The sequence below is a fragment of the Paraburkholderia bonniea genome, from assembly GCF_009455625.1.
In the GTDB taxonomy this organism is placed as follows: Bacteria; Pseudomonadota; Gammaproteobacteria; order Burkholderiales; family Burkholderiaceae; genus Paraburkholderia; species Paraburkholderia bonniea.
The window spans coordinates 651,925-673,747 of record NZ_QPEQ01000002.1 but is presented as its reverse complement, the minus strand read 5'-3'; the positions used below and the strand labels follow the sequence as shown (position 1 = coordinate 673,747).

General features: G+C 59.3%; 16 protein-coding genes. 5 read left to right on the top strand and 11 right to left on the bottom strand.

Going from position 1 to position 21,823, the window contains the following annotated elements; all coding sequences use genetic code 11:
• Window positions 1–4 precede the first annotated feature (4 nt).
• Window positions 5–991, top strand: coding sequence for a glycosyltransferase family 2 protein (locus GH656_RS16700; RefSeq protein ID WP_153077154.1), 987 nt, complete (start codon window positions 5–7; stop codon window positions 989–991).
• Window positions 992–1,080: 89 nt separating this feature from the next.
• Here GH656_RS16700 and GH656_RS16695 read toward each other — a convergent pair whose 3' ends face one another.
• A complete protein-coding gene (locus GH656_RS16695; RefSeq protein WP_153077153.1) occupies window positions 1,081–2,100 on the bottom strand; it encodes a glycosyltransferase family 2 protein in 1,020 nt (339 codons plus the stop codon).
• Between the two features lie 220 nt (window positions 2,101–2,320).
• Between GH656_RS16695 and GH656_RS16690 the strand changes: the two genes are divergently transcribed.
• Window positions 2,321–3,421: a glycosyltransferase family 4 protein gene (locus GH656_RS16690; protein ID WP_246184349.1), complete on the top strand. Its 1,101-nt coding sequence runs from the start codon at window positions 2,321–2,323 to the stop codon at window positions 3,419–3,421.
• Here GH656_RS16690 and GH656_RS16685 read toward each other — a convergent pair.
• Entirely contained in the window at window positions 3,418–4,710 is a 1,293-nt protein-coding gene (locus GH656_RS16685; RefSeq protein WP_153077152.1) for an O-antigen ligase family protein, read from the bottom strand. The two genes, GH656_RS16690 and GH656_RS16685, sit on opposite strands and share 4 nt — an antisense overlap.
• A gap of 373 nt (window positions 4,711–5,083) precedes the next feature.
• On the opposite strand from GH656_RS16685, the gene GH656_RS16680 reads away from it, so the two are divergent.
• The 3 genes from GH656_RS16680 to GH656_RS16670 all read left to right on the top strand — a co-directional run bounded on the left by GH656_RS16680 (window position 5,084) and on the right by GH656_RS16670 (window position 12,761).
• Entirely contained in the window at window positions 5,084–5,929 is an 846-nt protein-coding gene (locus tag GH656_RS16680) for a glycosyltransferase family 2 protein (protein WP_153077382.1), read from the top strand.
• Window positions 5,930–6,425: 496 nt separating this feature from the next.
• Complete coding sequence (locus tag GH656_RS16675; protein WP_153077151.1) at window positions 6,426–7,193, top strand: 2OG-Fe(II) oxygenase; 768 nt, start codon at window positions 6,426–6,428, stop codon at window positions 7,191–7,193.
• A gap of 1,095 nt (window positions 7,194–8,288) precedes the next feature.
• A complete protein-coding gene (locus tag GH656_RS16670; protein WP_153077150.1) occupies window positions 8,289–12,761 on the top strand; it encodes an autotransporter domain-containing protein in 4,473 nt (1,490 codons plus the stop codon).
• 962 nt (window positions 12,762–13,723) lie between these two features.
• On the opposite strand, the gene GH656_RS16665 is transcribed toward GH656_RS16670, so the two are convergent.
• From GH656_RS16665 to GH656_RS16625, 9 genes are all read right to left on the bottom strand, one after another.
• Window positions 13,724–14,479 carry a M15 family metallopeptidase gene (locus GH656_RS16665; protein WP_153077149.1) on the bottom strand — a complete coding sequence of 252 codons (756 nt, stop codon included), beginning with the start codon at window positions 14,477–14,479 and terminating at the stop codon, window positions 13,724–13,726.
• Window positions 14,480–14,554: 75 nt separating this feature from the next.
• On the bottom strand, window positions 14,555–16,024 hold the full coding sequence (gene rng, locus GH656_RS16660; RefSeq protein ID WP_153077148.1) for a ribonuclease G: 1,470 nt from the start codon (window positions 16,022–16,024) through the stop codon (window positions 14,555–14,557).
• A 10-nt stretch (window positions 16,025–16,034) separates the two neighbouring features.
• Window positions 16,035–16,682: a Maf family protein gene (locus GH656_RS16655; protein WP_153077381.1), complete on the bottom strand. Its 648-nt coding sequence runs from the start codon at window positions 16,680–16,682 to the stop codon at window positions 16,035–16,037.
• A gap of 125 nt (window positions 16,683–16,807) precedes the next feature.
• Window positions 16,808–17,278 carry a 23S rRNA (pseudouridine(1915)-N(3))-methyltransferase RlmH gene (gene rlmH / locus GH656_RS16650; protein ID WP_153077147.1) on the bottom strand — a complete coding sequence of 157 codons (471 nt, stop codon included), beginning with the start codon at window positions 17,276–17,278 and terminating at the stop codon, window positions 16,808–16,810.
• 89 nt (window positions 17,279–17,367) lie between these two features.
• On the bottom strand, window positions 17,368–17,826 hold the full coding sequence (rsfS, locus tag GH656_RS16645; protein WP_153077146.1) for a ribosome silencing factor: 459 nt from the start codon (window positions 17,824–17,826) through the stop codon (window positions 17,368–17,370).
• Between the two features lie 2 nt (window positions 17,827–17,828).
• Window positions 17,829–18,563 (bottom strand): nicotinate-nucleotide adenylyltransferase, encoded by a 735-nt coding sequence (locus tag GH656_RS16640; RefSeq protein WP_153077145.1) that lies wholly within the window; start codon window positions 18,561–18,563, stop codon window positions 17,829–17,831.
• A gap of 25 nt (window positions 18,564–18,588) precedes the next feature.
• Window positions 18,589–19,512, bottom strand: coding sequence for an oxygen-dependent coproporphyrinogen oxidase (hemF, locus tag GH656_RS16635; protein WP_153077144.1), 924 nt, complete (start codon window positions 19,510–19,512; stop codon window positions 18,589–18,591).
• 152 nt (window positions 19,513–19,664) lie between these two features.
• Entirely contained in the window at window positions 19,665–20,942 is a 1,278-nt protein-coding gene (purD, locus tag GH656_RS16630) for a phosphoribosylamine--glycine ligase (RefSeq protein WP_153077143.1), read from the bottom strand.
• 98 nt (window positions 20,943–21,040) lie between these two features.
• Complete coding sequence (locus GH656_RS16625) at window positions 21,041–21,769, bottom strand: YebC/PmpR family DNA-binding transcriptional regulator (protein ID WP_153077142.1); 729 nt, start codon at window positions 21,767–21,769, stop codon at window positions 21,041–21,043.
• Window positions 21,770–21,823: the final 54 nt, after the last annotated feature.

The window sequence follows — 21,823 nt, the reverse complement described above, 5'->3', positions numbered from 1 at the left end:
GTTCATGTCGAATCCCACGTTACCGAAGGCTGTGCCGCTGGTGTCTCTGGCGCTGGCAACGTACAACGGTCAGACCTGGCTGCCTGAGCTGCTGGCCTCGCTAGAAGCTCAACGCTGGCCGAATCTCGAACTGGTGGTAGCCGACGATGCCTCCACCGACAACACGCCTGAACTGCTACGTCATTACGCTGGACGGATTCCGCTAAGGCTCGTCGCGGCAGGCGAACGGGTGGGGATCGTGCGTAACTTCGAGCGGGCGATTGCGGCCTGCAAGGGCGATTACATCGCGCTGGTGGATCAGGACGATGTCTGGACGCCGGAAAAAATCTCGAGCCTGATGCAGGCGGTGCAAGCCGCTGAAGCGCAAGGTGGTACGGCACAACCAGTGCTGGCGTTCTGCGATATCGAGCTGGTGGATGCGGAACTGAAGTGCTTGTCGCCGTCGTTGTTTGCCGCCACGCCGAAATGTTGCCGCGCTGCCCGGCTACGTGATTTTTTCCTGAGCAACCATATTCCTGGTTGCGCGATGTTGCTGAACCGGGCCGCGGTGAGCCGCGCGCTGCCGTTTCCGGCCGAAGCGGTGATGCATGACTGGTGGCTGGCGCTGATTGTGGCGGCGTTTGGCGAGATTCGTTACGTCGCGGCGGCCCACCTGAAATACCGCCAGCACGGCGGTAACGCGGTCAGCGCTGGTACGAAGTGGGACAGCAATGCTGGGCAAGCGCGCCACAAAAAAACGCCTGTTGAGAGACAACGCCGTGCAACGGCGAAGCGTCAGCAGATAGAGCAAGTGGCGGCACAGATTCGTTGTTTCAGCACGTATTGCGCCCAGGACAGTGCGCTTCCTGAGAGGGCGAAGCGTGATCTGGCGGCCTTCGTGCAAAGCGTAGCGAGCTGGCCACGGACGCTGCGCTTCGTGCTTCGCTGCCAGACCGGTGTGACCTTCATGCGCTCGCTGAAGATGATGCGGCGTTTGCGCGGGCTGGTGTGATGGCGTGTGCTTGTTGCTGCGCGAGCGGACCTGAAGGTATCTGAACGCACATAAGCGCACCAGGCTTATGCGCGTTCCAGCCTGGCGCTCTAGCGGTTACGGATCATGCGTTTGAGCCATATCACCGGGGCATAGACCTGCGGGCACACCGTATACAGCAGAATCCGCACTCGCAGCCCGCGCTTCACCTGACGGCTGCGCCAGCAGAGCGCCAGCCGCTCAGCCGTGCCGGGCGCATCGAACATGTGCTGCACGAATTGCTCACGGGCCAGCTTGGGTGCCAGTGCTGCCTGAACCTCACGGCCAACACCGGCAAGATCCGCATCGTGCTGAAGTTGCGCTGATTCGGCTAGCGCATGGTGATTGCCGTCTCGCATCCGCCCGACTAGCTCCGCCACTGAGCGGTAGCGCCGTTTGCGCGAAAGGCCGCCCCGGCGATAGCGCACCAGCGGCTCGCGCAAGCTCAGCGCACCGCCTGAAAGAATCGCGCGAAACGTCATGATCTGATCCTCAGCAATCGCGCCAGGCAGCATGGGCCCGAAACGTTCGAACAGCCGCCGCGACCAGGTATGTGCCGCACCGATCAGCCATGGCCTTTGCTTGAGCCAGTCGTCAAGCCCGCGATATGCGCCGAGATCAGTGGGAGCCATGTGCTCGTGAGTCACGCCGTGCTCGTCCATGTCCGCCAGATCCGTGGCGATCAGATCAGGACGCCGGTCGTGCGCCAGCCAGCAAGCGACGACCCGTTCGCAACGTTGCGGCATCGACATGTCATCGCCCGCAGCGACAAACAGCAATTCACCCTGGGCCATGCCTGCCAGACGCGAAAGATGGCCGCTGATGCCTTCGTTCACCGTGTTACGCCGGATGCTGAGCTGATGTGGGCCAGCGTAGCCCTGCACGGCAGCTTCGATAGCGGCGAAGGTTTGATCGCTAGAAGCATCGTCGGAGATCAAGATTTCGAGTGGCTCGTAGGTTTGCGCCAGCACGCTGCGCACTGCGTCGGCTACGACGCGCTCTTGGTTATAGGCAATCAGCAGCACGGAGACCAGCGGGCGGGCGGCAACAGAGAGAGCAGCAGGAGCAGAGGCAGATGCAGGCGTGGTCATTGAGGCGTGAAAAACAGAAAAAAGGGGGGGCGTGGCAGGATGCCAGGCCGCAGGATGCGGCGAGGCGGCTAGATTCTAATCGCTACGACGCTACCAGGGCTTCAATTACAATTGCGCCCACCTGACTCAGCCTGAAACCGCGCATATGGCAGTTTTATCGTGATACGCGCTGTTTCTGGGGGTTGAGAGCATTCCTCCTGAGCCTTACCGAGACTTCGCTTTGTCCGACTCTACTGTTTCTGTTTCCAGCGCTGTCTTGCCGCTGACCGATCTCGCGCTCACCGCGCCCGCGCTGGCTAATAGCGGTGGCGCAGAGCGTTACACACGTGATGTTATTGGCGGGCTGCATCGCCTGGGCGTGCGGCCCACGCTGTTTGCCCGCGAGATTGATGCGTCGCTCCCTGAGGCCGCATGGATCGACGCCCAGCGGCTCAACGTGCGCTGGGCACCGCGCAAGCTGCGCAATCTCGCGTTCGATTGGCGTCTCAAGCGGTGTTTGCGCCGCCACCATCCGGCCAAAATCATTTCGATCAACCATACGACGCACGCGGATGTAGCGATCTGCGGTGGCACGCATCCTGGTTCGCTCGTCGCAGACGGCCGCCGCGTGCGGCGTAGTGACGTATGGCAAATCAATCTGGAGCGGCGCGTGTATGAGCACGCGCGTGCGGTGGTTGCTCATTCGCATTTGATGGCGCGCGAGCTGCAGCAGTTTTACGACGTGCCTTCCAGCCGTCTGCATGTGCTGTATCCGCCAGTCGATACCGCACGTTTTGTGCCGCTGGATGACGCTGAGCGAATGCGCGTGCGGCAGCAGTTCAATTTGCCCGAAGACCGCGTGATTTTCGTGTTTTCGTCAACCAGCCACAAACGTAAAGGCTATGACCTGCTGGAAGCCTTCTTCTTGCAGACCACGCTGCCGGTGTGTCTGGTGGTGGCCGGACGGCCGGTGCCGAAAACCAGCGACAAGATCCGTTACGTTGGTTATTGCCGCGAGATCGAGAAGCTTTTTGCGGCGGCGGATTTTACGCTGGTCGCATCCGTGTATGAACCGTTTGGTTTGGTGGGTGTCGAGTCGGTGTTATGCGGCACACCGGTGGTGATCGCAGAGAATGTCGGCTCGGCGGAGACGGTGACTGGCGCGGCGAAGATTGGCTTTTCACGCAACTTGCCGGGCAGCTTCGAGCGGGCGATTGACCAGGCGCTCGAACGTATGGAACGCGGGCAGGCGCGCCTGACCGACCCGCTGACCCATCTGGTTTACAACCCGAGTGTGGATCAGCACGTCGCTGAGCTGTACCAGTTGACAGCTGGGCTTTAATGCCCGCTCGGGGGGCCGGGCACGGCGCTGGCCGTGCCTGCTGGGGCACTGGCCAGCTCGCGCTTGCGGGCGTCGATCATCGCCAGAAATGCGGCGTTCAGGAGCGCCAGCAGCACGGTCACCATGATGGGCACCAGCACGTCGATGGTGAGCCCGAACACAATCGTGCTGCCCGAAACCGCCAGCCCTGAATAGGCCGCTGCGCGAATTGCCGGGTCATCAGCATGACGGTTGCGCCAGAAGTAAACCGACGTGCCGAAATAAAACAGCAACAGACACAGCACACCTATCGTGCCCATTTCCGCCAGCGTCGAGAAAAAGTCGCTGTGCGCCCGTTCGTTGACGATTTCCGCTTTGACTTCCCCTCGCTCTGCCATTTGACCGAGCGTGCTCATCAAGCGGCCTTTGCCGATGCCATACACCGGATGCTCGGTGAACAGATGCCATGACGCTTGCCACAACTGGACGCGCAAGCCGATGGAGGTATCGGTGTCCCCCTGGTTGAGCAGCGTGACATCGGTGGTGGCATCGACGACGCGTTGCTCGATCCGGCCGGTTGATAACAATACGGCGAAGCCCAGCGAAAGCGTGAGTACGGCGGCAAGCAGGCGTTTGCGCTGAGTAAACCAGCGGTACTGCACTCCCAGCAGGATGATAAAAAGCGGCACGGCCAGCCACCCACCGCGCGTGCCAGACAGATAAGACGCGTAGCCACCGCCTAATAGCGCCAGCGCCTTGATGACACGTGGCCGCCAGTCTCGCGGGGCATCCCAGCCCAGGGTGAAGAGGGAGAGGAAGGCGAGCAGCAGTGCGGTGTCGCCAAATGGAATCGCATTTGTGTAGTAGTTATTCAGGCGGTTAGCCGGTGTCCAGCCGCCCTGGGGCTGGTCGATCAGCGCCCAGACGCCCACTGCCAGAGCCCCTGCCGCACACCCCCAGCCAATCATGCGCAACGCGCGCGACGGTAACTGGCGCAGCAGCAGAAAAACCACCAGCGCCAGCATAAAGCGCGATAACGCATCGAACTGGCGTGGCAGCCAGTAACCATGCACCAGTTGTTGCACGCCAATGGACACCATGAAGGCCAGCATCGCAGCGGTGTACCAGCCGTAGGTTTGCAGCGGTTTGAAATAATCTGGTTTGTGCCGGTTGGCGATGAGTGTGCCAATACCGATTGCGGTCAGCGCAAAAAAACAATACCCGGAGCCACCGCGCCAGACGAGATTGACCGCCGGGGCGAGGAACAGCAACGCAGCGCTTAACCAGACCAGAATGGGAGGAAAAATCATAGGCTTTGAAGTGATGGAGGCATTCCCGGGCTGGTCGTTCTGCTACGAAGCACCGCGCGTTTGCGATCCGGGAAAGTGGGGCGACCGCGATTATAACCGTCAGAAAACGCCTGGCGAATTGTCATTGTCTGGTTTCATGAGCGCGCGAAATATATCGCTCACATCACGCCTGGCGTTATCTCCATTTGATGGGGCAGCAGCGTACAATTTCGCCCAGCTTGGCCGTGGTTACTGCACGGTGCGTCCCCCGCAAGGCTGCGCTTTTCCCTCAAGAGTTGCAGAACGCGAGGCTTTTCGGCGCTGCTTGCCCGGTCAGCCAGAAACAACGGTTGTCCGGCCGTTTATATCGCGGCACCAATGGATTTACATGTCGATGTTTTCAATCATCATTCCAACGTGGAACAACCTGCCTTACCTGCAACTGGTGATCGAGAGCTTGCGTGCTCATTCCACCCATCAGCACCAGATCATTGTTCACGTGAACGATGGTTCAGATGGAACCCTTGACTGGGTGCGTGAGCAGGGGCTTGACCATACGGCATCGGCGCAGAACATCGGGATCTGTCACGCGGTGAATCTTGCTGCCGCGCATGCCACGGAAGATTACGTGGTCTACATGAATGACGACATGTACTGCTGCCCCGGTTGGGATGCCGCGCTAGTGCGCCATTTGGCGCAGATGCCAGCGGATGGTCTGTTTATGTTGTCGGGCACGATGATTGAGCCAGTAGATTCCGGCAACCCTTGTGTCGTGGTGAGTGATTTTGGCCGGGATGCTGCCCAGTTTCAGGCCAGCAAGCTGATTGCCGCGGCACCCACGCTGGTGCGTGCCGACTGGCGCGGGGCCACCTGGCCGCCGACACTGGTGCGGCGTGACTGGTGGCACAAACTGGGCGGATACAGCAGCGAACTGAGCCCGGGCATGAGCAGCGATAACGATTTTTCAATGAAATTGTGGGATGCCGGCTGCCGAGTGTTTCTGGGGGTAGGCGATAGCCTCGTGTATCACTTTCAGCAAAAAAGCACTGGGAAAATCATTAAGAACGATGGCCGTCGGCAATTTCTGCACAAATGGGGCATGACGCAGGCGACCTTCGACCGGTTCTATTTGCGTCGTGGCCAGCCAGTGGCGGGCATGCTCGTCACGCCAGAGCCGGAGCAAAACTCACGCTGGCGCAGGGCGATGCTCAAGTCGCGCCTCAAACGCATGCTGAGCTGAAGCAGAACCACGCTTTTTGTTTTCTTTACCGGCTGCTTGTGCAGCCGCGTTTGCTTTACCGCTCATTCACATCACATCGACATTGCCTCTTCAAGGCGCGCACCTTTGACGGTGCCTGTTCTCCCCCCATTTTGTTTGCCGCCACCGCTACCGCCTTCGTCTGGCGGTTTTGTGCGGAGATATGGAGCGAAACAGTGGCTCGCATATCACTGCGGCGCTCATTTTTTACCTAACCCCCTTGGCCTGAATTTCAAGATGCCGTTATTCGACGCGTTACCAATTGTCATTTTTTATTCTCGTTTGTCTCATTAATGGCTGTCTACCTTTAAATTATTTAATTAAACATGGATCCATTAATCCCATTAAAAATTGATGCCAAAGCCTGCGGCCAAAATGATTGATTTATATAGTGCCGCTTGTAGTATTACAGGTTCGTTATCTGGGTGTGGGCATATCCCGGAAAAGATTCCTTATTGAGTGGGTTTAATGGTTATTTATGGTTGAAATTAATCGGACATGGCTTGAATGGCTAAATGCCAATGAGAACGGTGCGGCGGCTGAGCCGTCGGGCCAGACGGATGCGACTCCGGTCGCAGTGGAACAGGCTCCCACCAGCGGAGGCTCCCTCGCGGCAGGCAATTTTATTCGCGCCTGGGATCGTGACATCAAAGTAGTGATGCGCCGTGAAAACCCATCTGTCGTAGTGCTGGCTGATGTGCTGAGTGCCGAAGAGTGCGATGAAGTGATCCGGCGTTCGGCGGACCGGCTGCAACGCTCACAAGTGGTTCATCCCGAAAATGGCGAGCGTTACACCATTGAGACCCGGACCAGCGAAAATTTCTGGTTTGCGCAGGGCGAGGACGAATTTGTCGAGAACCTGGAACGCCGCATGGCGGCGTTAATGAACTGGCCGATTGAAAATGGCGAAGGTTTGCAGGTCGTGCATTACGGCATCGGTGGCGAGTACCAGCCGCATTTCGACTATTTCGATCCTGAAGTGCCGGGTCACGCTAGTTATCTGGAGCGTGGCGGCCAGCGGGTGGCGACGTTGCTGATTTATCTGAATGATGTTGAAGGAGGTGGCGAAACTATTTTCCCGTCACTCGGCCTGTCGGTGGTGCCACGCAAGGGTGGCGCGGTGTATTTCCATTATCTGGACAGCGAGAACAAGCTCGACGCACTGACGCTGCACGGCGGCGTACCGGTGGCTCGCGGTGAGAAATGGATCATGACAAAGTGGATCCGCGAAAGGCAATTTATTTAAAGGCCAATTGGTATCCTGGGTGGGGAGGTATATAAGCGGGAAAACCCCACCAAGGAAAACCATAATGGCATTAAGTTAAGATCCGCCTAAGATGTTACTAAACGTAACGATGTGTATCAAAACATAGTATGAGAGGCGGGGGAGACCAGTAGACGGGGGCAAAACAGTAGAAAAACTGCACAAGACGCGATTAATTATTAAATATCGAATCGCGCTAAGGGGATGGCCGCGGAATTTCGCGGCCGTTTTTTTTGGGAAAAGGAATGGTGCGGTAGAAAGACGCTAGGCCACAAGGTTCAGTTCCGCTTCGTCCCATATCGCTTTGCTTCCAATTGTCAGTAGTTGACTGCAGGGCTTAATCAATCAGTTAATTAATTGGCGTGCTATGACTGAAATTTATTAGAAAAATTGCGTGATTAAGTTATCAATTAATCGGCAGAATAAAAATAATCTCGCATTGATTTGAGGTGAGCAGTCAGATTCTTTTTGAGTAAGCCGTTTATAGATTTATTCGCTGGGAAAAATGCGCTCGCTAGCCATCGTGATACGAATACAAAAATCCCGTCTGAATGTCTCCGGCGTACTCCGTTCGCATACAAACGACAGGCCGGCGTGAACAGCGCCGCGGCACGAATATCGGATTTTTTGCGGGTAGAGCATTCATTTCCCGTCTTAAAAATGTCCAGAAGCCGGGCACGGCAAACACTGCGTCACATCTGCTCAGTCAATTTTTTTCTCTATCTCACCGCCTGTCTGCCATGGCCCGGCAAACGCTGCTGGACCTGCCTCATGACAATCCGGTTTGCCACCACTCGCGCCTAGTTTTCCGGCCTCGCATGTGCCCGGTGTAAATGGAACGAATGTCAGCAAATTGTTACTTATAGAGCGAATCAAAAAGCATAAGGGGCCGGAAGAGCGTTGCGCGCCATCCGGAACACGCCCGGCCTGACGGAACCCGCAGGTACAGCGGCAGGCAGCAGCGCGATTCGCTTCATTGATTTCATGGTTCGCCCGGTTAGTGCGGCTCATTTTCGTCTTTGCTGCCTTCTATGTCATGGGTCATCTCCTCTCCGCTAGCCTGAAGAGCACTTATTAATGAACCGTATTTACAGCGTTGTCTGGAATTCCACGTTGCGTCTGCTCCAGGTCGCTTCCGAGCAGGTGCGCTCACGCAGTAGCAAGCCGGGGCGCAAGCGTGCCTATCGCGCTGGTTCCAGTTGTGGTGCTCGGGTTGCCCATGCTGGAAGCGCGTATCTGGGCCATGCGGTACCGGCCCGGCCGCTCGCCATCAAACTGCATACGCGGCAAAGCGCTGTGCTGAGCTGCTTTCTGTCCACGGCCTTGATGCTGCAGCCCCAGGCGGCTGGCGCGTATGGCGAGCCAGGAACGCCAGGCACGGTCGTGACGGATGGAGGGACTCCGCCGCAAAACGAAGGGTCATTGTCAGGCGGTGCTGGTGGTGCAGGGGCACCGGATAGCAGCTCCGCGGGCGGCGGTAATGGCGGCGGCGGGGGAGCCGGTGGCACAGGCATTCTGGTTCAGGTACCCAACACGTTGCTGAGCAATAACACTGGAGCCACAGCACAAGGCGGTGAGGGAGGCACTGGGGGCACGAGTAATCAGAATAATGGCGGCATGGGGGGCGAGGGCGGTAGTGGCGTTGTGCTGAATTTGGGCGGTCTGCTCAACAATGGCACCGTGCAAGGCGGCGCGGGCGGTGCGGGGGGGGAGGGTGGAAATATCGGCGGGTATGGTGGGAGTGGCGGCAGGGGCGGCGATGGCGTGGTTACGACCGGAACCGGAAATGCCCAGGCGGTGGCAATCGACAATCGTGCTTTGATTCAAGGAGGGGCGGGCGGAGATGGCGCTACGACGGTTACTGGTTTTACCGGTAATGGGGGGACGGGCGGTAACGCTGTCGTCATGGCGGACGGGACGTTGACTAATAACGGGAATATCGTGGGCGGCCGCGGCGGTACAACGGCGAGCGGTAACGGAGAGGGCGGTGCCGGTGGGGCGGGGATCTCGGTGAGCGGTAACACGCAGCAGGCGGTGATTGTCAATAACGAGGGCGACACGATTACGGGCGGTGCGGGGGCGGCGGGAGGGGCTATAGCGACCACGATCCCAAGCGGTGCAGGAGGCGCGGGTATTGAGGGGACCAATCTGTATATCTCCAACGACGGCACGATCGCAGGGGGTGAAGGCGGTGCGACAGGTGCCGGCGGCGCAGGAGGCGCTGGCGTTGAGGGTGCCAACTTGTCTATCGTCAACACGGGCACGATCACGGGCGGTGCGGGCGGTGCGGGCGGTGCTGGCGGCGATAACGCCGCCAGCGGTGCCGCAGGTGTGGGCATTGAGGGGGCCGATCTGGTTATCTCCAATACAGGCACCATCAGCGGCGGGCTGAACGTGAATGGCTCGCGTGCCAGCGCGGTGGTGTTTACCGGTGGCGACAATGTGTTCCAGCTGAATGCGGGTGGCATCGTCATCGGCAATGTCGATGCGCGCGCAGCAGCCGCAGCGGGCGGCACGAATACCCTGGTGCTCGGCGGTAATAGCGGCTCGGGGAGCTTTGACAGTCGTGAGATTGGCCGGCAGTACCTCGGTTTTCAGGCGTATGCGAAGAATGGCACTGGCACCTGGACGCTGACCGGTGATACCACTGCCACTGAGGTGACGCCCTGGACCTTGAACGCCGGCACGCTGTCGATTAGCCGCAATGGCAGCCTGGGCGCGGATTCGGGCACGCTGACTTTCAATGGTGGCACGCTCAACACCAGCGCCAGCATCGAGATGGCACGCGCGATCGCCATCACGTCGAAAAACGGCACATTCGACACCAACCCGGATAGCACGCTCACGGCCAGTGGCACGATCTCGGGCGAAGGCAGCCTGACCAAGACCGGCGCGGGCACGCTGACATTGTCGGGGGCGAACCTCTATAGCGGCGGTACGGTGCTGCAAGCGGGCACGGTGTCGATCAGCGCCGACAACAACCTCGGCAGCGCGCTCGGCATGTTGACTTTCAATGGCGGCACGCTCAGCACCAGCGCCAGCATCGGGACAGCGCGCGCGATCACGTTGCAAGGCAGTGGCGGCACATTCGACACCAACCTGGGTAGCACGCTCACGGCTAACGGCATGATTTCGGGCATTGGCACCCTGACCAAGACGGGTGCGGGCACGCTGACGCTGTCTGGGGCCAACACCTATGGCGGCGGCACGGTGCTTGGCGGCGGCATGCTTGAGATCAGCGCAGATAACAACCTTGGCGAGACGGGTCCGGCGGGTGGGACGGCTGGCGGCGTGATCTTCAACGGCGGCAGCTTGAGGGCATTGAGCGGGTTCTCGACAGAGCGCGCGCTGCAACTCAATGGCCCGGGCGGCACGATCGACACCGCGGCAGGCACGCTTGGCTGGAATGGCGTGATTAGCGGCACGGGCATGCTGAGCAAAACAGGGAACGGCGAGCTCTATCTGACGGGGAAGAACAGCTACGAGGGCGGCACGTCGGTCAGCGCCGGGACGCTGACTGTCGACAGCCGCGATCAAGGGCTCGGGGTGGGAAGCGGTGGTGTGAATGCAGTGAATGTGACGGCGTCGTCCACCTCGTCCGCCGCGATTTTGCGCTTCGTGGGCGATAGCCGGGCGAATGGCCTGACCATTACCACGGGCGAGAGAGGGCGGACGGTCTTCGCTGACCAGAGCACAGCGGGCGACGCGCACCTGAGCGTCAATGACCAGGGCCGGTTGATCCTGGCGGACACAGCACAGGCATCAGACGCGACGCTCAGTAACAACAAGGGCGGCTGGGTGGATATCAGTTCGCTGACAGCCGGCGGCACGGCGATCGGGTCGCTCTCGGGCGAGGGTTCGGTGGCGCTGGGAAATCGCGTGCTGATGCTGGGGGGGCTGAACCGCAACGATGTGATCAATGGCGCGATCAGCGATGGCGGTGAGGCGGGCGGCAGCGGCGGCGCGCTGCTCAAGATGGGCAGCGGCGCGCTGACGCTCAATGGCATCAATACCTATACCGGTGGCACAAACGTCGCGCAGGGCATGCTGACCATCGGCGACATCGCCCATCTGAACGCCAGTACAGCGGGCGATGTCACGGTGAGCGCTGCGGGGACATTACGCGGTTATGGCGCTGTGGGTGGCTCGGTGCTGAACGAGGGTATGGTCTGGCCGGGCAGTCCGACTGGCACGCTCTCGGTGGGGGGCAGTTATCAGCAGGGTGCAAGCAGCACCTTGCAGATCGACGTGAGCCCGACGAGCGCATCGCAACTCAAGGTGGGCGGCTCAGCGACGCTGGGTGGCACGCTTTCCTTGCTCTATGCGCCGGGCACCTATCGCGCGATCAGTTATCAGATCGTCCGCTCACAGGGGTTGAGCGGCGATTTCAGCAACGTCACGACGAACGGCAGCGAGCCGCAAAACCTCAAGCGCAGCGTCAATCTGAGTCAGTCAGGGGTGGTGCTGTCGTTAGGCGAGCCGATGCCGCCAGTGGATCCGAACCAGCCAGTGGATCCGAACCAGCCAGTAGATCCGAACCAGCCAGTGGATCCCAATCCGCCCGGTACGCCGACGGGGCCGGTAGTGGTCGCACCGACCAATGCCACGTTGTTTGGCGCACTCGGCTCAGCCGCGATGCGCGAGGGCCAGCAGGTCAACGATCTGTTGCTGGAGCGCTTGAGCCGGCTATGCACGGATGCCAGCGCCCGTGATGCTGGTTGCCTGCCTATGGGCCGTCATGCCTGGGTGCAAACCACCGGCGCAATCGCGCAAGTGGGCGGCAATAGTGGCGCGCCGGGTTATACCGATCGCCGCTATGGGTTTCTCGCGGGCATTGATCGTCAAGTCAATGCGTGGACAGTTGGCGTGGCTGCGGGTTATAGCCATGCCGATGTGACGGAACAGCAAACCGGCAGCAGCGGCAAGATCGATACGCTGCGTGTGGCGGGCTATGGCGGCCGCTCACTCGGGCCGGTGGATGTTGCGGGAACCTTTGGCTATGCTCACGACTTTCTCTCGTCGAGCCGCAACTTTGGCGGCTTTGGCAATGCCGATGGCGATAGTCAGGGCGACGAGATGCATATCGGCGCGCAGGTCAGCTTGCCATTGAGCGTCGGCCCGCTGATCGTGACGCCGCGGGTTGGCTTGCGTTATCAGTACTTCCATGGGCACGCCTTCGATGAGTCCGGCCCGACCGGACAAAATCTCATGGTCGGCATGCAAAACCTGAAAAGCCTACAGCCTTATGTGGGCGTGAGCGCGGGCTATCCGTTCATGTTGCTGGGCGAGCGGCCAGGGCTGGTGGAAGTGCGGCTGGGCTATGCCTATGAAACGCTTGATCCTTCACGCTCGGTGGCGGTGACTGCGGCCGATGGCACGGGTTTTATCGCGCCTGGTGCGGCTTCGTCGCGCGGCATGTTGAGCGCCGGATTAGGTGTGAAGCTGCCGCTGCGCAAGATGCTCGACCTGAACGCGGGTTACGACACGCTGATTCATACCGGGAACGTATCGGGCCAGGCATTCAGGCTGGGGCTGACTTATCGGTTTTAACGCTGGTTTTAAAAGCCAGTTTTAAATACCGGGTTTTAAAAACAGGTGCCAACGTAAGCAGCCAACCTTCGCGGGTTGGCTGGTTCATGCTGGTCTCTTTTAGGCTGTGCGTTCGTGCTGTCGAGTGTGCTGGCATTTCCGGCTCCGGTGTCGAAGCTGGTATGGACAAGCCTGCGCAAAGCAGTCGCTACTGGCACCGGCACACACGCTGTCACCCTTTGCTCATCCGGCGCTAATCAAAACGGGCCACGGCTTGCGATTTGCGCATACTCCGCCTTCAACTTCTGAATGCGCTGGTGGTATGCGTTAAAAAGACAAACTTGATTGCTGCGACACTTCCGTCTTGTGTTTAGCCATGTGGCTTGTTCATCTTGCATCATGCCTCTAGCCCCCATAGCGACCAGGCCGGTCAACATTTCATAGCGTACGGACATTTCCACATCCAGCTCGCTGAGTGGCCTTGAGTCGCAGATCGCTTTCTCGTCTGGCGTTGTGGCCCGAGTGCAATCGAAGCTGGCTGCGTAAGCGCCTGGGGCAAGCAACATCAAACTTGAACCAGCGACGACGAGCGACAGAAAGTGATGTCTCGCTGTTCTAGCAAGGGCAGCAGGCAAGATAACCTCCAGTTGATGATTTGTACGTGAATTAAAAATCAATGACCTAATATCAATAACGTTAATTTTTAACGAAATCGTTCCCGAAAATCTTTCATGACCATTCGATATGCCAAACGTAGTTTTATTTTGATTAGCGGTGTCACTACGCAAATAGCCCAGGGAAATTCCCCCATAACCATGATGCGTATGGGGCTTGAGATCAAAGATTCACCCAGTTACAGCGCTGCGCGTTAAGTAACGCAGTGAATCTTTGCGTTCCGTCAGCGACTAGAAAAATGCCGATCTTGATGTGGTTGCAAAAATGCGCCGGTTGCGGCGCATTTTGACGAAGCGTGCCGGAGACACTCAATTTGCAACTGGGAAATTAAAGTAGGTGTCGGGGTAAGGTTCTTTGGCAAGGGTGAAGTGCCACCATTCGGTATCCAGCGGCTTAAAACCCGCCTGTACCATCAGACTTTGCAAAAGCAGACGATTGGCTCTTTGCTGCGGCGAAACCACTTGTGAATCGGGGTGCGAAAGCGGACTAAAACAATCAAAGCCGGCCCCGAAGTCCAGGCTGTTGTCCGGCGTACGTTGCGATGCGGGTGACGTGCAACTAACCTGCTTGCGTTTGGGGTCATATGCGGGAATTTGGCTGCCTACCGGAACAATCGTCAGGTCCATGGTGCTGCCACGGCTGTGCCCCGAGCGGTAAGCGATATAACCATCACTAAATAGCCGGTCTTTTTTGACTTCGGGATAGAACTCTGTGCGCATCTTTGTGCTGCTGAGATTTTTTGCCCACTTGGCAAAGTCGTCGACAGCATTTTGCGGGCGGTAACAATCGTAGACCTTCAGCGTAAGCCCCATTGGCAATAAGCGGTCTTGAACGGATTTGAGCGCTTGTGCAGCCTGATTCGTTAGCAGACAAACCGGGGCGTCATAACCCTCAATCCTTCGGCCGACGAAATTATGGTCCGTAAAATAGCGTAAATCGTATTGAATTTCTGGCGCGATCGTATTCAGGTTCACAAAATCGTTGGGCCGCTGGTCTTCAACTTGAAGATTGTCGGCTGCGCAAACTGCCGGAATGCAGACAAGAAGGGCACATAACAGTTTCATTTTCCTCTCCTATTTAGAATGGTCTTCTTACGCCAACACGAGTACGAAAGGCTTTTCTGCTAAAGATTGCGCCATTTACATCAAAACAATGTCGTATTGCTCCTGACTTAAATTCGATTCAACCTGCAACGATATCGGCTTGCCAATAAAGTCAATTAGCATGGCCAGATGCTGTGATTCTTCTTCAAGAAACAGATCCACTACCTGCTGTGATGCGACCACCCGGAACTCGCGCGGATTGAACTGGCGCGATTCGCGCAGAATTTCGCGCAGCACGTCATAGCAGACGGTACGCGCTGTCTTGACCTGCCCTTTGCCCTGGCATACCGGGCAGGGCTCGCATAGCACATGGGCGAGCGATTCACGCGTGCGTTTGCGCGTCATTTCCACCAGCCCCAACTGCGAGAACGTATTGACCGTGACCCGCGTGCGGTCGCGCGACAGCGCTTTTTTCAGCTCACCCAACACTTGCTCACGATGCTCGGTGTTCTCCATATCAATGAAGTCGATGATGATGACGCCGCCTAGGTTGCGCAGCCGCAACTGGCGCGCAATCGTGTGCGCAGCTTCCAGGTTGGTCTTAAAGATCGTGTCATCGAAATTGCGTGCGCCAACATAGCCGCCCGTGTTGACGTCAATGGTGGTCATCGCTTCGGTCTGGTCGATCACGAGGTAGCCGCCCGATTTCAGATCGACCCGCCGCGAGAGCGCTCGCTGGATTTCGGCTTCGATGCTGTAGAGATCGAACAAGGGTCGCTCGCCCGCGTAATGGTGCAGGCGTGATGCTACTGCCGGGGTGAACTGGAGCGCAAAGTCGGACAGCATCTGGAAGGTTTCACGCGAATCCACCTGAATGCGGGTGGTTTCGTCAGTGACGAAATCGCGTAGCACGCGTTGCGCCAGGTTCAGGTCCTGGTGCAGCAGGCTGGTTGGCGGCATGCGCTGCGCCTGAGCCTGGATCGTGGCCCAGGTGGTGCGCAGATACGCGACGTCACCGGCGAGCTCTTCGCTGCTCGCATCTTCGGCAATGGTGCGCACGATGTAGCCGCCTTTTTCGTCGGCGGGCAGCAAGGCTGTGAGCCGGGCGCGGATCGCTTCGCGTTCGGCTTCGCTTTCGATTTTCTGCGAGATGCCGATGTGTGGCTCTTGCGGCAGATACACCAGCGTGCGGCCCGCGATGCTGATCTGGGTTGATAGCCGCGCGCCCTTGGTGCCGATCGGGTCTTTCACGACCTGAACCATCAGCGCCTGGCCTTCGAAAACAATTTTTTCAATCGGTTGAACCGGGCTGGACGAGTGGGCTTCACCGGAAGTGCGTGGATGCCAGATATCGGCCACGTGCAAAAAAGCGGCGCGCTCAAGGCCGATATCAATGAACGCAGACTGCATGCCAGGCAGTACGCGTACGACTTTGCCGAGATACACATTGCCGACGCGGCCACGCGACAGCGTGCGCTCGACGTGAAGCTCCTGGACGGCCCCTTGCTGGACAAACGCGACGCGCGTTTCCTGGGGCGTGACATTAATCAGGATTTCTTCATTCATGGGATTGTTTTTAGAAGTCGATGCGCGTTGCACGCAGGAGGGCGGAAGTTTCGAACAGCGGTAAGCCCATGATACCCGAGTAAGACCCTTCAATATGCTCGATAAAGGCCGCTGCGCGTCCCTGGATGCCGTATGCGCCTGCCTTGCCGAAAGGCTCACCGGTCTCGATGTAACGTTGCAGCACGTCGGTTGACACGGCGGCCAGGCGCACGCGTGAGCGTGACAGCTGCACTGGTTGTACTACGCCGGTGTCATCGACCACCGTGAGCGCGGTTAGGACTTCGTGCTCACGTCCGGCGAGCTGGCTAAGCATCGTTAGCGCATGGTCGGCATCCGTGGGCTTGCCGAGGATCGCATCGTCAAGGGTGACGGTGGTGTCAGCCACCAGCACCGGGGCGTTGGGGTTGCCGCTGGCCACCAGGCGCGCTCGTGCGGCTTGTGCTTTGGCGAGGCAAACGCGTTGCACGTAGGCGGCTGCAAGCTCGCCTGGCTGCTCTGCTTCGAGCGCTTCGGCGTCTTCATCGGGGCGTGGCAAGAGCAACGTGTAGCGCACGCCAAGCTGTTGCAGGAGTTCCTGGCGGCGCGGGCTTTGTGAGGCGAGATAGATGAATGGATGCAACGCAAGCGCAGCGGTTGCTGCGATGGCAGGCAAAGGCATGAACGAATCTCCTGGTTGATCCGGGTAGTGCTGCTTGAGCGCGCGGTGTGCATGGCCGGTAACGGTCACGCCGTGATGAGCGCGCATGCACTCTGGGGGGGAGCCTGCGAGCTGCGAACTTACTTCTACACGCGGTGATAAGGATGGCTTTGCGTGATGCTCCACGCGCGATACAACTGTTCGGCCAGCAGCACGCGCACCATCGCATGCGGCAAGGTCAGGCTGGAGACCCGCAGCAGCATGCTGGCGCGGGCTTTCAACTGGGCATCGAGCCCATCGGCACCGCCAATCAGAAACGCCACATCACGCCCGTCTTGCTGCCACTCAGGCAGCGCGCTGGCCAGTTGCATCGTGGTCCAGTCGCGGCCGTGCTCGTCCAGCGCGATGACGCGCGCGTGCCTGGGCAACACGGCTTCGATTTTCTGCCGTTCGGCGGCCATCACGCTTTCAGCCGGGCGGCCGGCCGAACGGGGTTCTGGCTTGATCTCGCGCAGTTCGATGCGTAGTTCCGGCGGCATGCGTTTGACGTATTCGTCGAAGCCGGTAGCGATCCAGCCAGGCATCTTGTGGCCGACGGCGAGGATATGCAGCTTCATCGCGGGTTCCAGATGGAGGTGCGAGGCATGATGGGTAATACCCGCTTAGAGCTCATTTAAAGCCCCGTTAAAGCCCGTTTAGAGCTCGTTTAACGGCGGCGTGCCGGAGTTTTGCGAGCGGGTTTGGCGGATGCCGCAGGGGCCTCGTCTTCTTCTTCGTCGTCAAGGGGCTCGCTGGCGCGGGCACCGCTAAACGGGCTGGATTCCGTCAGCTTGATCCGCACCGGCTTGTCGCCCCAGATTTCTTCGAGGTTGTAGTACTGGCGCAAGGCGGGTTGCATGATGTGGACCACGGCGTCGCCGCAATCGACCAGCACCCATTCGCCCACGTCTTCGCCTTCGATGCTGATGACTTCGCCGCCTTGCTCCTTGACGGTGCTGCTTACGCTGGAGGCGAGTGCTTTAGTCTGGCGGTTCGAGGTGCCGCTGGCGACGATCACGCGGTCGAACAGCGAGGTGAGATGGCTGGTGTTGAACACCTTGATGTCCTGCGCTTTCACGTCTTCGAGAGCGTCGACGATGGCGCGTTGTAGTTTGCGAATGTCCATGATTATTGTGGTGGGTACAGATGATGTTGAGAAATATAGGCCCGCACAACGGCAGGGACAGGAAGTGCAGCGTTTTGCCTCGCGGTGTCGTTGCCACCTGAGCCAAGCGGCTGACGCAAACGGGTACGGATATCAGTGGCTGAAATCTCGCATGCCAGCGTGGTGTCGAGCAGCATGTGACCACATCGGGTGCTTTGCAGCACTGCGGCGCTGGCCTCGCGCGTGGCGATTTCGGCGGCGACTGCGGCAGAAACACGCTCGAACGCGAATCCAGGCCGCGCTGCGACGTACACATGAGCGAGCGTGAAAATGTCGCGCCATGCGTGCCACGTATCAAGCTGGAGTAACTGATCAGCGCCGATCAGCAGCGTGAGCGAGGCGTCATGGCCTTCACGTTCACGCCAGCGCTGAAGGGTGTCGACGGTGTATGTGGGGCCGTCGCGTTCAATTTCGTCGGTGGCGACGCGTACTGCGGCGCCAGGTAGCGTGAGCGTGCTGGCGGCGGCGCGGGTCATGGCCAGACGATGTTCAGCGGCGGTTACCCCCGCTTTTTGCCATGGCTGGCCCGCAGGCAGCAGCACCAGTTCGGTCAGCCGCAGCACCTCGGTCAGACGCCGGGCGAGCGCCAGATGGCCGTCGTGAATCGGGTCGAAGGTGCCACCCAGCAGACCGGTCCGGCGAGGCAGCGCAGCAGGCTGAGGGTTCGGCTTCAGGGCGGAGTCCTTCATCAGGAGCATGGCCGGGCCATGCTGGGCGGGTGGTTTAGACCCATGAGCGTGGGACGAGAAAGTCGCTGTACAGACGCGCTTCCGGTGTGCCGGGCTGCGGTTGCCAGTTATAGCGCCAGGTGGCGGTGGGGGGCATCGACATCAGAATGGATTCGGTGCGTCCGCCGCTTTGCAGGCCAAACAGTGTGCCACGGTCAAAAACCAGATTGAATTCGACGTAGCGTCCGCGACGGTACGCCTGAAATTCACGTTGAGCCTCGCCATAGGGCTCGTGACGCCGTTTTTCGATGATTGGCAGGTACGCCTCAAGAAACGCATTGCCGACGCTTTGCACCATGCCAAATGAGGCGTCAAAGCCCGGCGCGGAAAAATCGTCAAAGAAAATACCGCCGATGCCACGGGTTTCATGGCGATGCTTGAGATAGAAATACTCATCGCATTCGTGCTTGAAACGAGGGTACAGATCCGCGCCAAAGGGCTGCAGCGCATCACGGCATACCTGATGAAAATGCCGTGCGTCTTCTTCGTAGGGGTAATAGGGCGTGAGATCCATGCCGCCGCCAAACCAGAAAATTGGCGCGGCTCCCGCCTGAGTTGCCACCAGCAGACGCACGTTCATGTGCACGGTCGGGCAGTAGGGGTTGCGCGGATGCAGCACCAGCGACACACCCATGGCTTCGAAGCCGCGTCCCGCCAGTTGGGGCCGCGCCGCGCTGGCGGAAGCCGGAAGCGCCGCGCCTGCAACATCAGAAAACCCAATGCCCGCCCGCTCAAAAAACTGGCCGCCTTCCAGAATCCGGGTGCAGCCGCCACCGCGCAGTTTTTCGCCGGGCTCGCGCTGCCAGGTGTCGCTGGCGAATGGCGTGCCGTCGAAGGCACCGAGGGCATCGGCGATCTGCGTTTGCAGGTTTTGCAGCCAGGTCCGTACAGCCTGGGCGTCGTAGGTCGAATCAGTCATGGCAAGCAGTCAGTCACAAGGCAGAGACTTAAGCGGCGTGACCCACTTAAGCGATGAAAAACCGGTATCAGGCGTGTTTGTCAAACGGCCTGGGTGCTGGCGTGTGCCAGTGTGTGCCAGCGTGCGCAGTAACCCAGGCTGCCTGCAACGGCTTAATGGTGCTTGCGCCCGAGGGCCTTGGCACCAATGTCGCGGCGGTATTGCATGCCGTTAAATGAAATCTGGTTGACCATTTCATAGGCCACCGATTGCGCGCTGCGGACCGAATCCGCTAAACCCACCACGCACAGCACGCGGCCACCGCTCGTGGTGAGCTTGCCGTCAGCAAGTGCCGTGCCCGCATGGAAGGTGACCGAATCGGCGCTTTCGGGCGGAATGTCGCTGATCCGGTCGCCCTTGCGCGGGTTCTCCGGGTAGTTGTGCGCGGCGAGCACCACGCCTAGCGCAGTGCGGCGGTCCCATTCGAGCTCGATGGTGTCGAGCGTGCCGGCGATGGCTTGTTCGATCACTTTCGAAAAATCACCTTTCAGGCGCGCCATGATCGGCTGGGTTTCCGGGTCGCCCATGCGGCAGTTGAATTCGAGCGTTTTAGGGTTGCCCTGGGCGTCGATCATCAGACCTGCGTAGAGAAAGCCGGTGAAGCGCAGCCCTTCCTGTTCCATGCCGCGCACCGTTGGCAGGATGATTTCGCGCATCACGCGGGCATGCAGTTGCGGCGTAACGATGGGGGCGGGCGAATACGCACCCATGCCGCCGGTGTTCGGGCCGAGATCGCCATCGAGCAGGCGCTTGTGATCCTGGCTTGAAGCGAGCGGTAGCACATGCTTGCCATCCACCATCACGATGAAGCTGGCTTCTTCACCGGCCAGAAATTCTTCGATGACGACGCGTGCGCCCGCGTCACCCAGCGTATTGCCGGACAGCATCATGTCGACTGCCGCGTGGGCTTCGTCGAGCGTTTGCGCGACCACCACGCCTTTGCCTGCCGCTAGGCCATCGGCCTTGACGACGATAGGCGCACCGCGCTGATCGAGATAAGCGTGGGCAGCGGCGGCATCGGTGAAGCTGGCGTATTCGGCGGTTGGAATGGCGTGGCGTTTCATGAACGCCTTGGCGAAATCTTTCGAGCTTTCAAGCTGCGCGGCTTCTTTGGTAGGGCCGAAAATTTTCAGGCCCCGTGAGCGAAAGAGATTGACGATGCCGGCTGCGAGAGGCTGTTCCGGCCCGACCAGCGTGAATGCGATCTGTTCCTGCTCGGCGAAATCGGCTAGTTCATCGGGGTGGGTGATGGCGATGTTACGTAGGCGCTCATCTTGTGCGGTGCCGCCATTACCGGGGGCGACATAGACGATCTGGACGCGCGGCGACTGGGCGAGTTTCCATGCGAGCGCGTGTTCACGGCCGCCAGAGCCAACGACGAGTAACTTCATATGATTTCCCGAGGACTAAAAACATAAGTGGCTGACGCCTGGGGCGTCAGCCAGCAAAGGCAGCATAGGCACGCGCGGCCAGTTGGGCCGTGTGGCGTTCATGCTTCAACAATAACGGCGTTGGTATAGACCTCTTGAACGTCGTCCAGGTTTTCCAGCGCATCGAGCAGCTTTTGCATCTTGATCGCGTCATCGCCGGTGAACTCGACTTCCGTTTGCGGTTTCATCGTGACTTCTGACATTTCGGCCTTGAAGCCAGCGGCTTCGAGGGCTGTCTTGACGGCCGGGAAATCGTGCGCCGGGCAGACCACTTCAATACTGCCGTCGTCGTTGCTGACGATGTCTTCTGCACCCGCTTCGAGCGCCGCTTCCATCAGCTTGTCTTCGGGGGTGCCCGGCGCAAACAGGAACTGACCGACGTGGTTGAACATGAAAGAGACCGAACCGTCCGTGCCCATGTTGCCGCCGAACTTGGAAAACGCATGGCGCACTTCGGCGACGGTGCGAATCCGGTTGTCGGTCATGGTGTCGACGATGATCGCCGCCCCGCCGATACCGTAGCCTTCGTAGCGGATTTCTTCGTAATTCGCGCCATCGACTCCGCCCACCCCACGCTGGATCGCGCGGTTGATGTTGTCTTTGGGCATGTTGGCGTCGTAGGCCTTGTCAACCGCGAGCCGCAGACGGGGGTTGGTATCGGCGTCGCCGCCACCCATGCGCGCCGCCACCTGAATTTCTTTGATGAGCCGGGTCCAGATCTTGCCGCGTTTGGCATCTGTTGCCGCTTTTTTGTGCTTGATGTTGGCCCATTTCGAATGACCCGCCATATTTTTCTCCGTTGCCTGCTGTGGCGTTTGCCTGGTGCAATGTGTGTGCTGTGT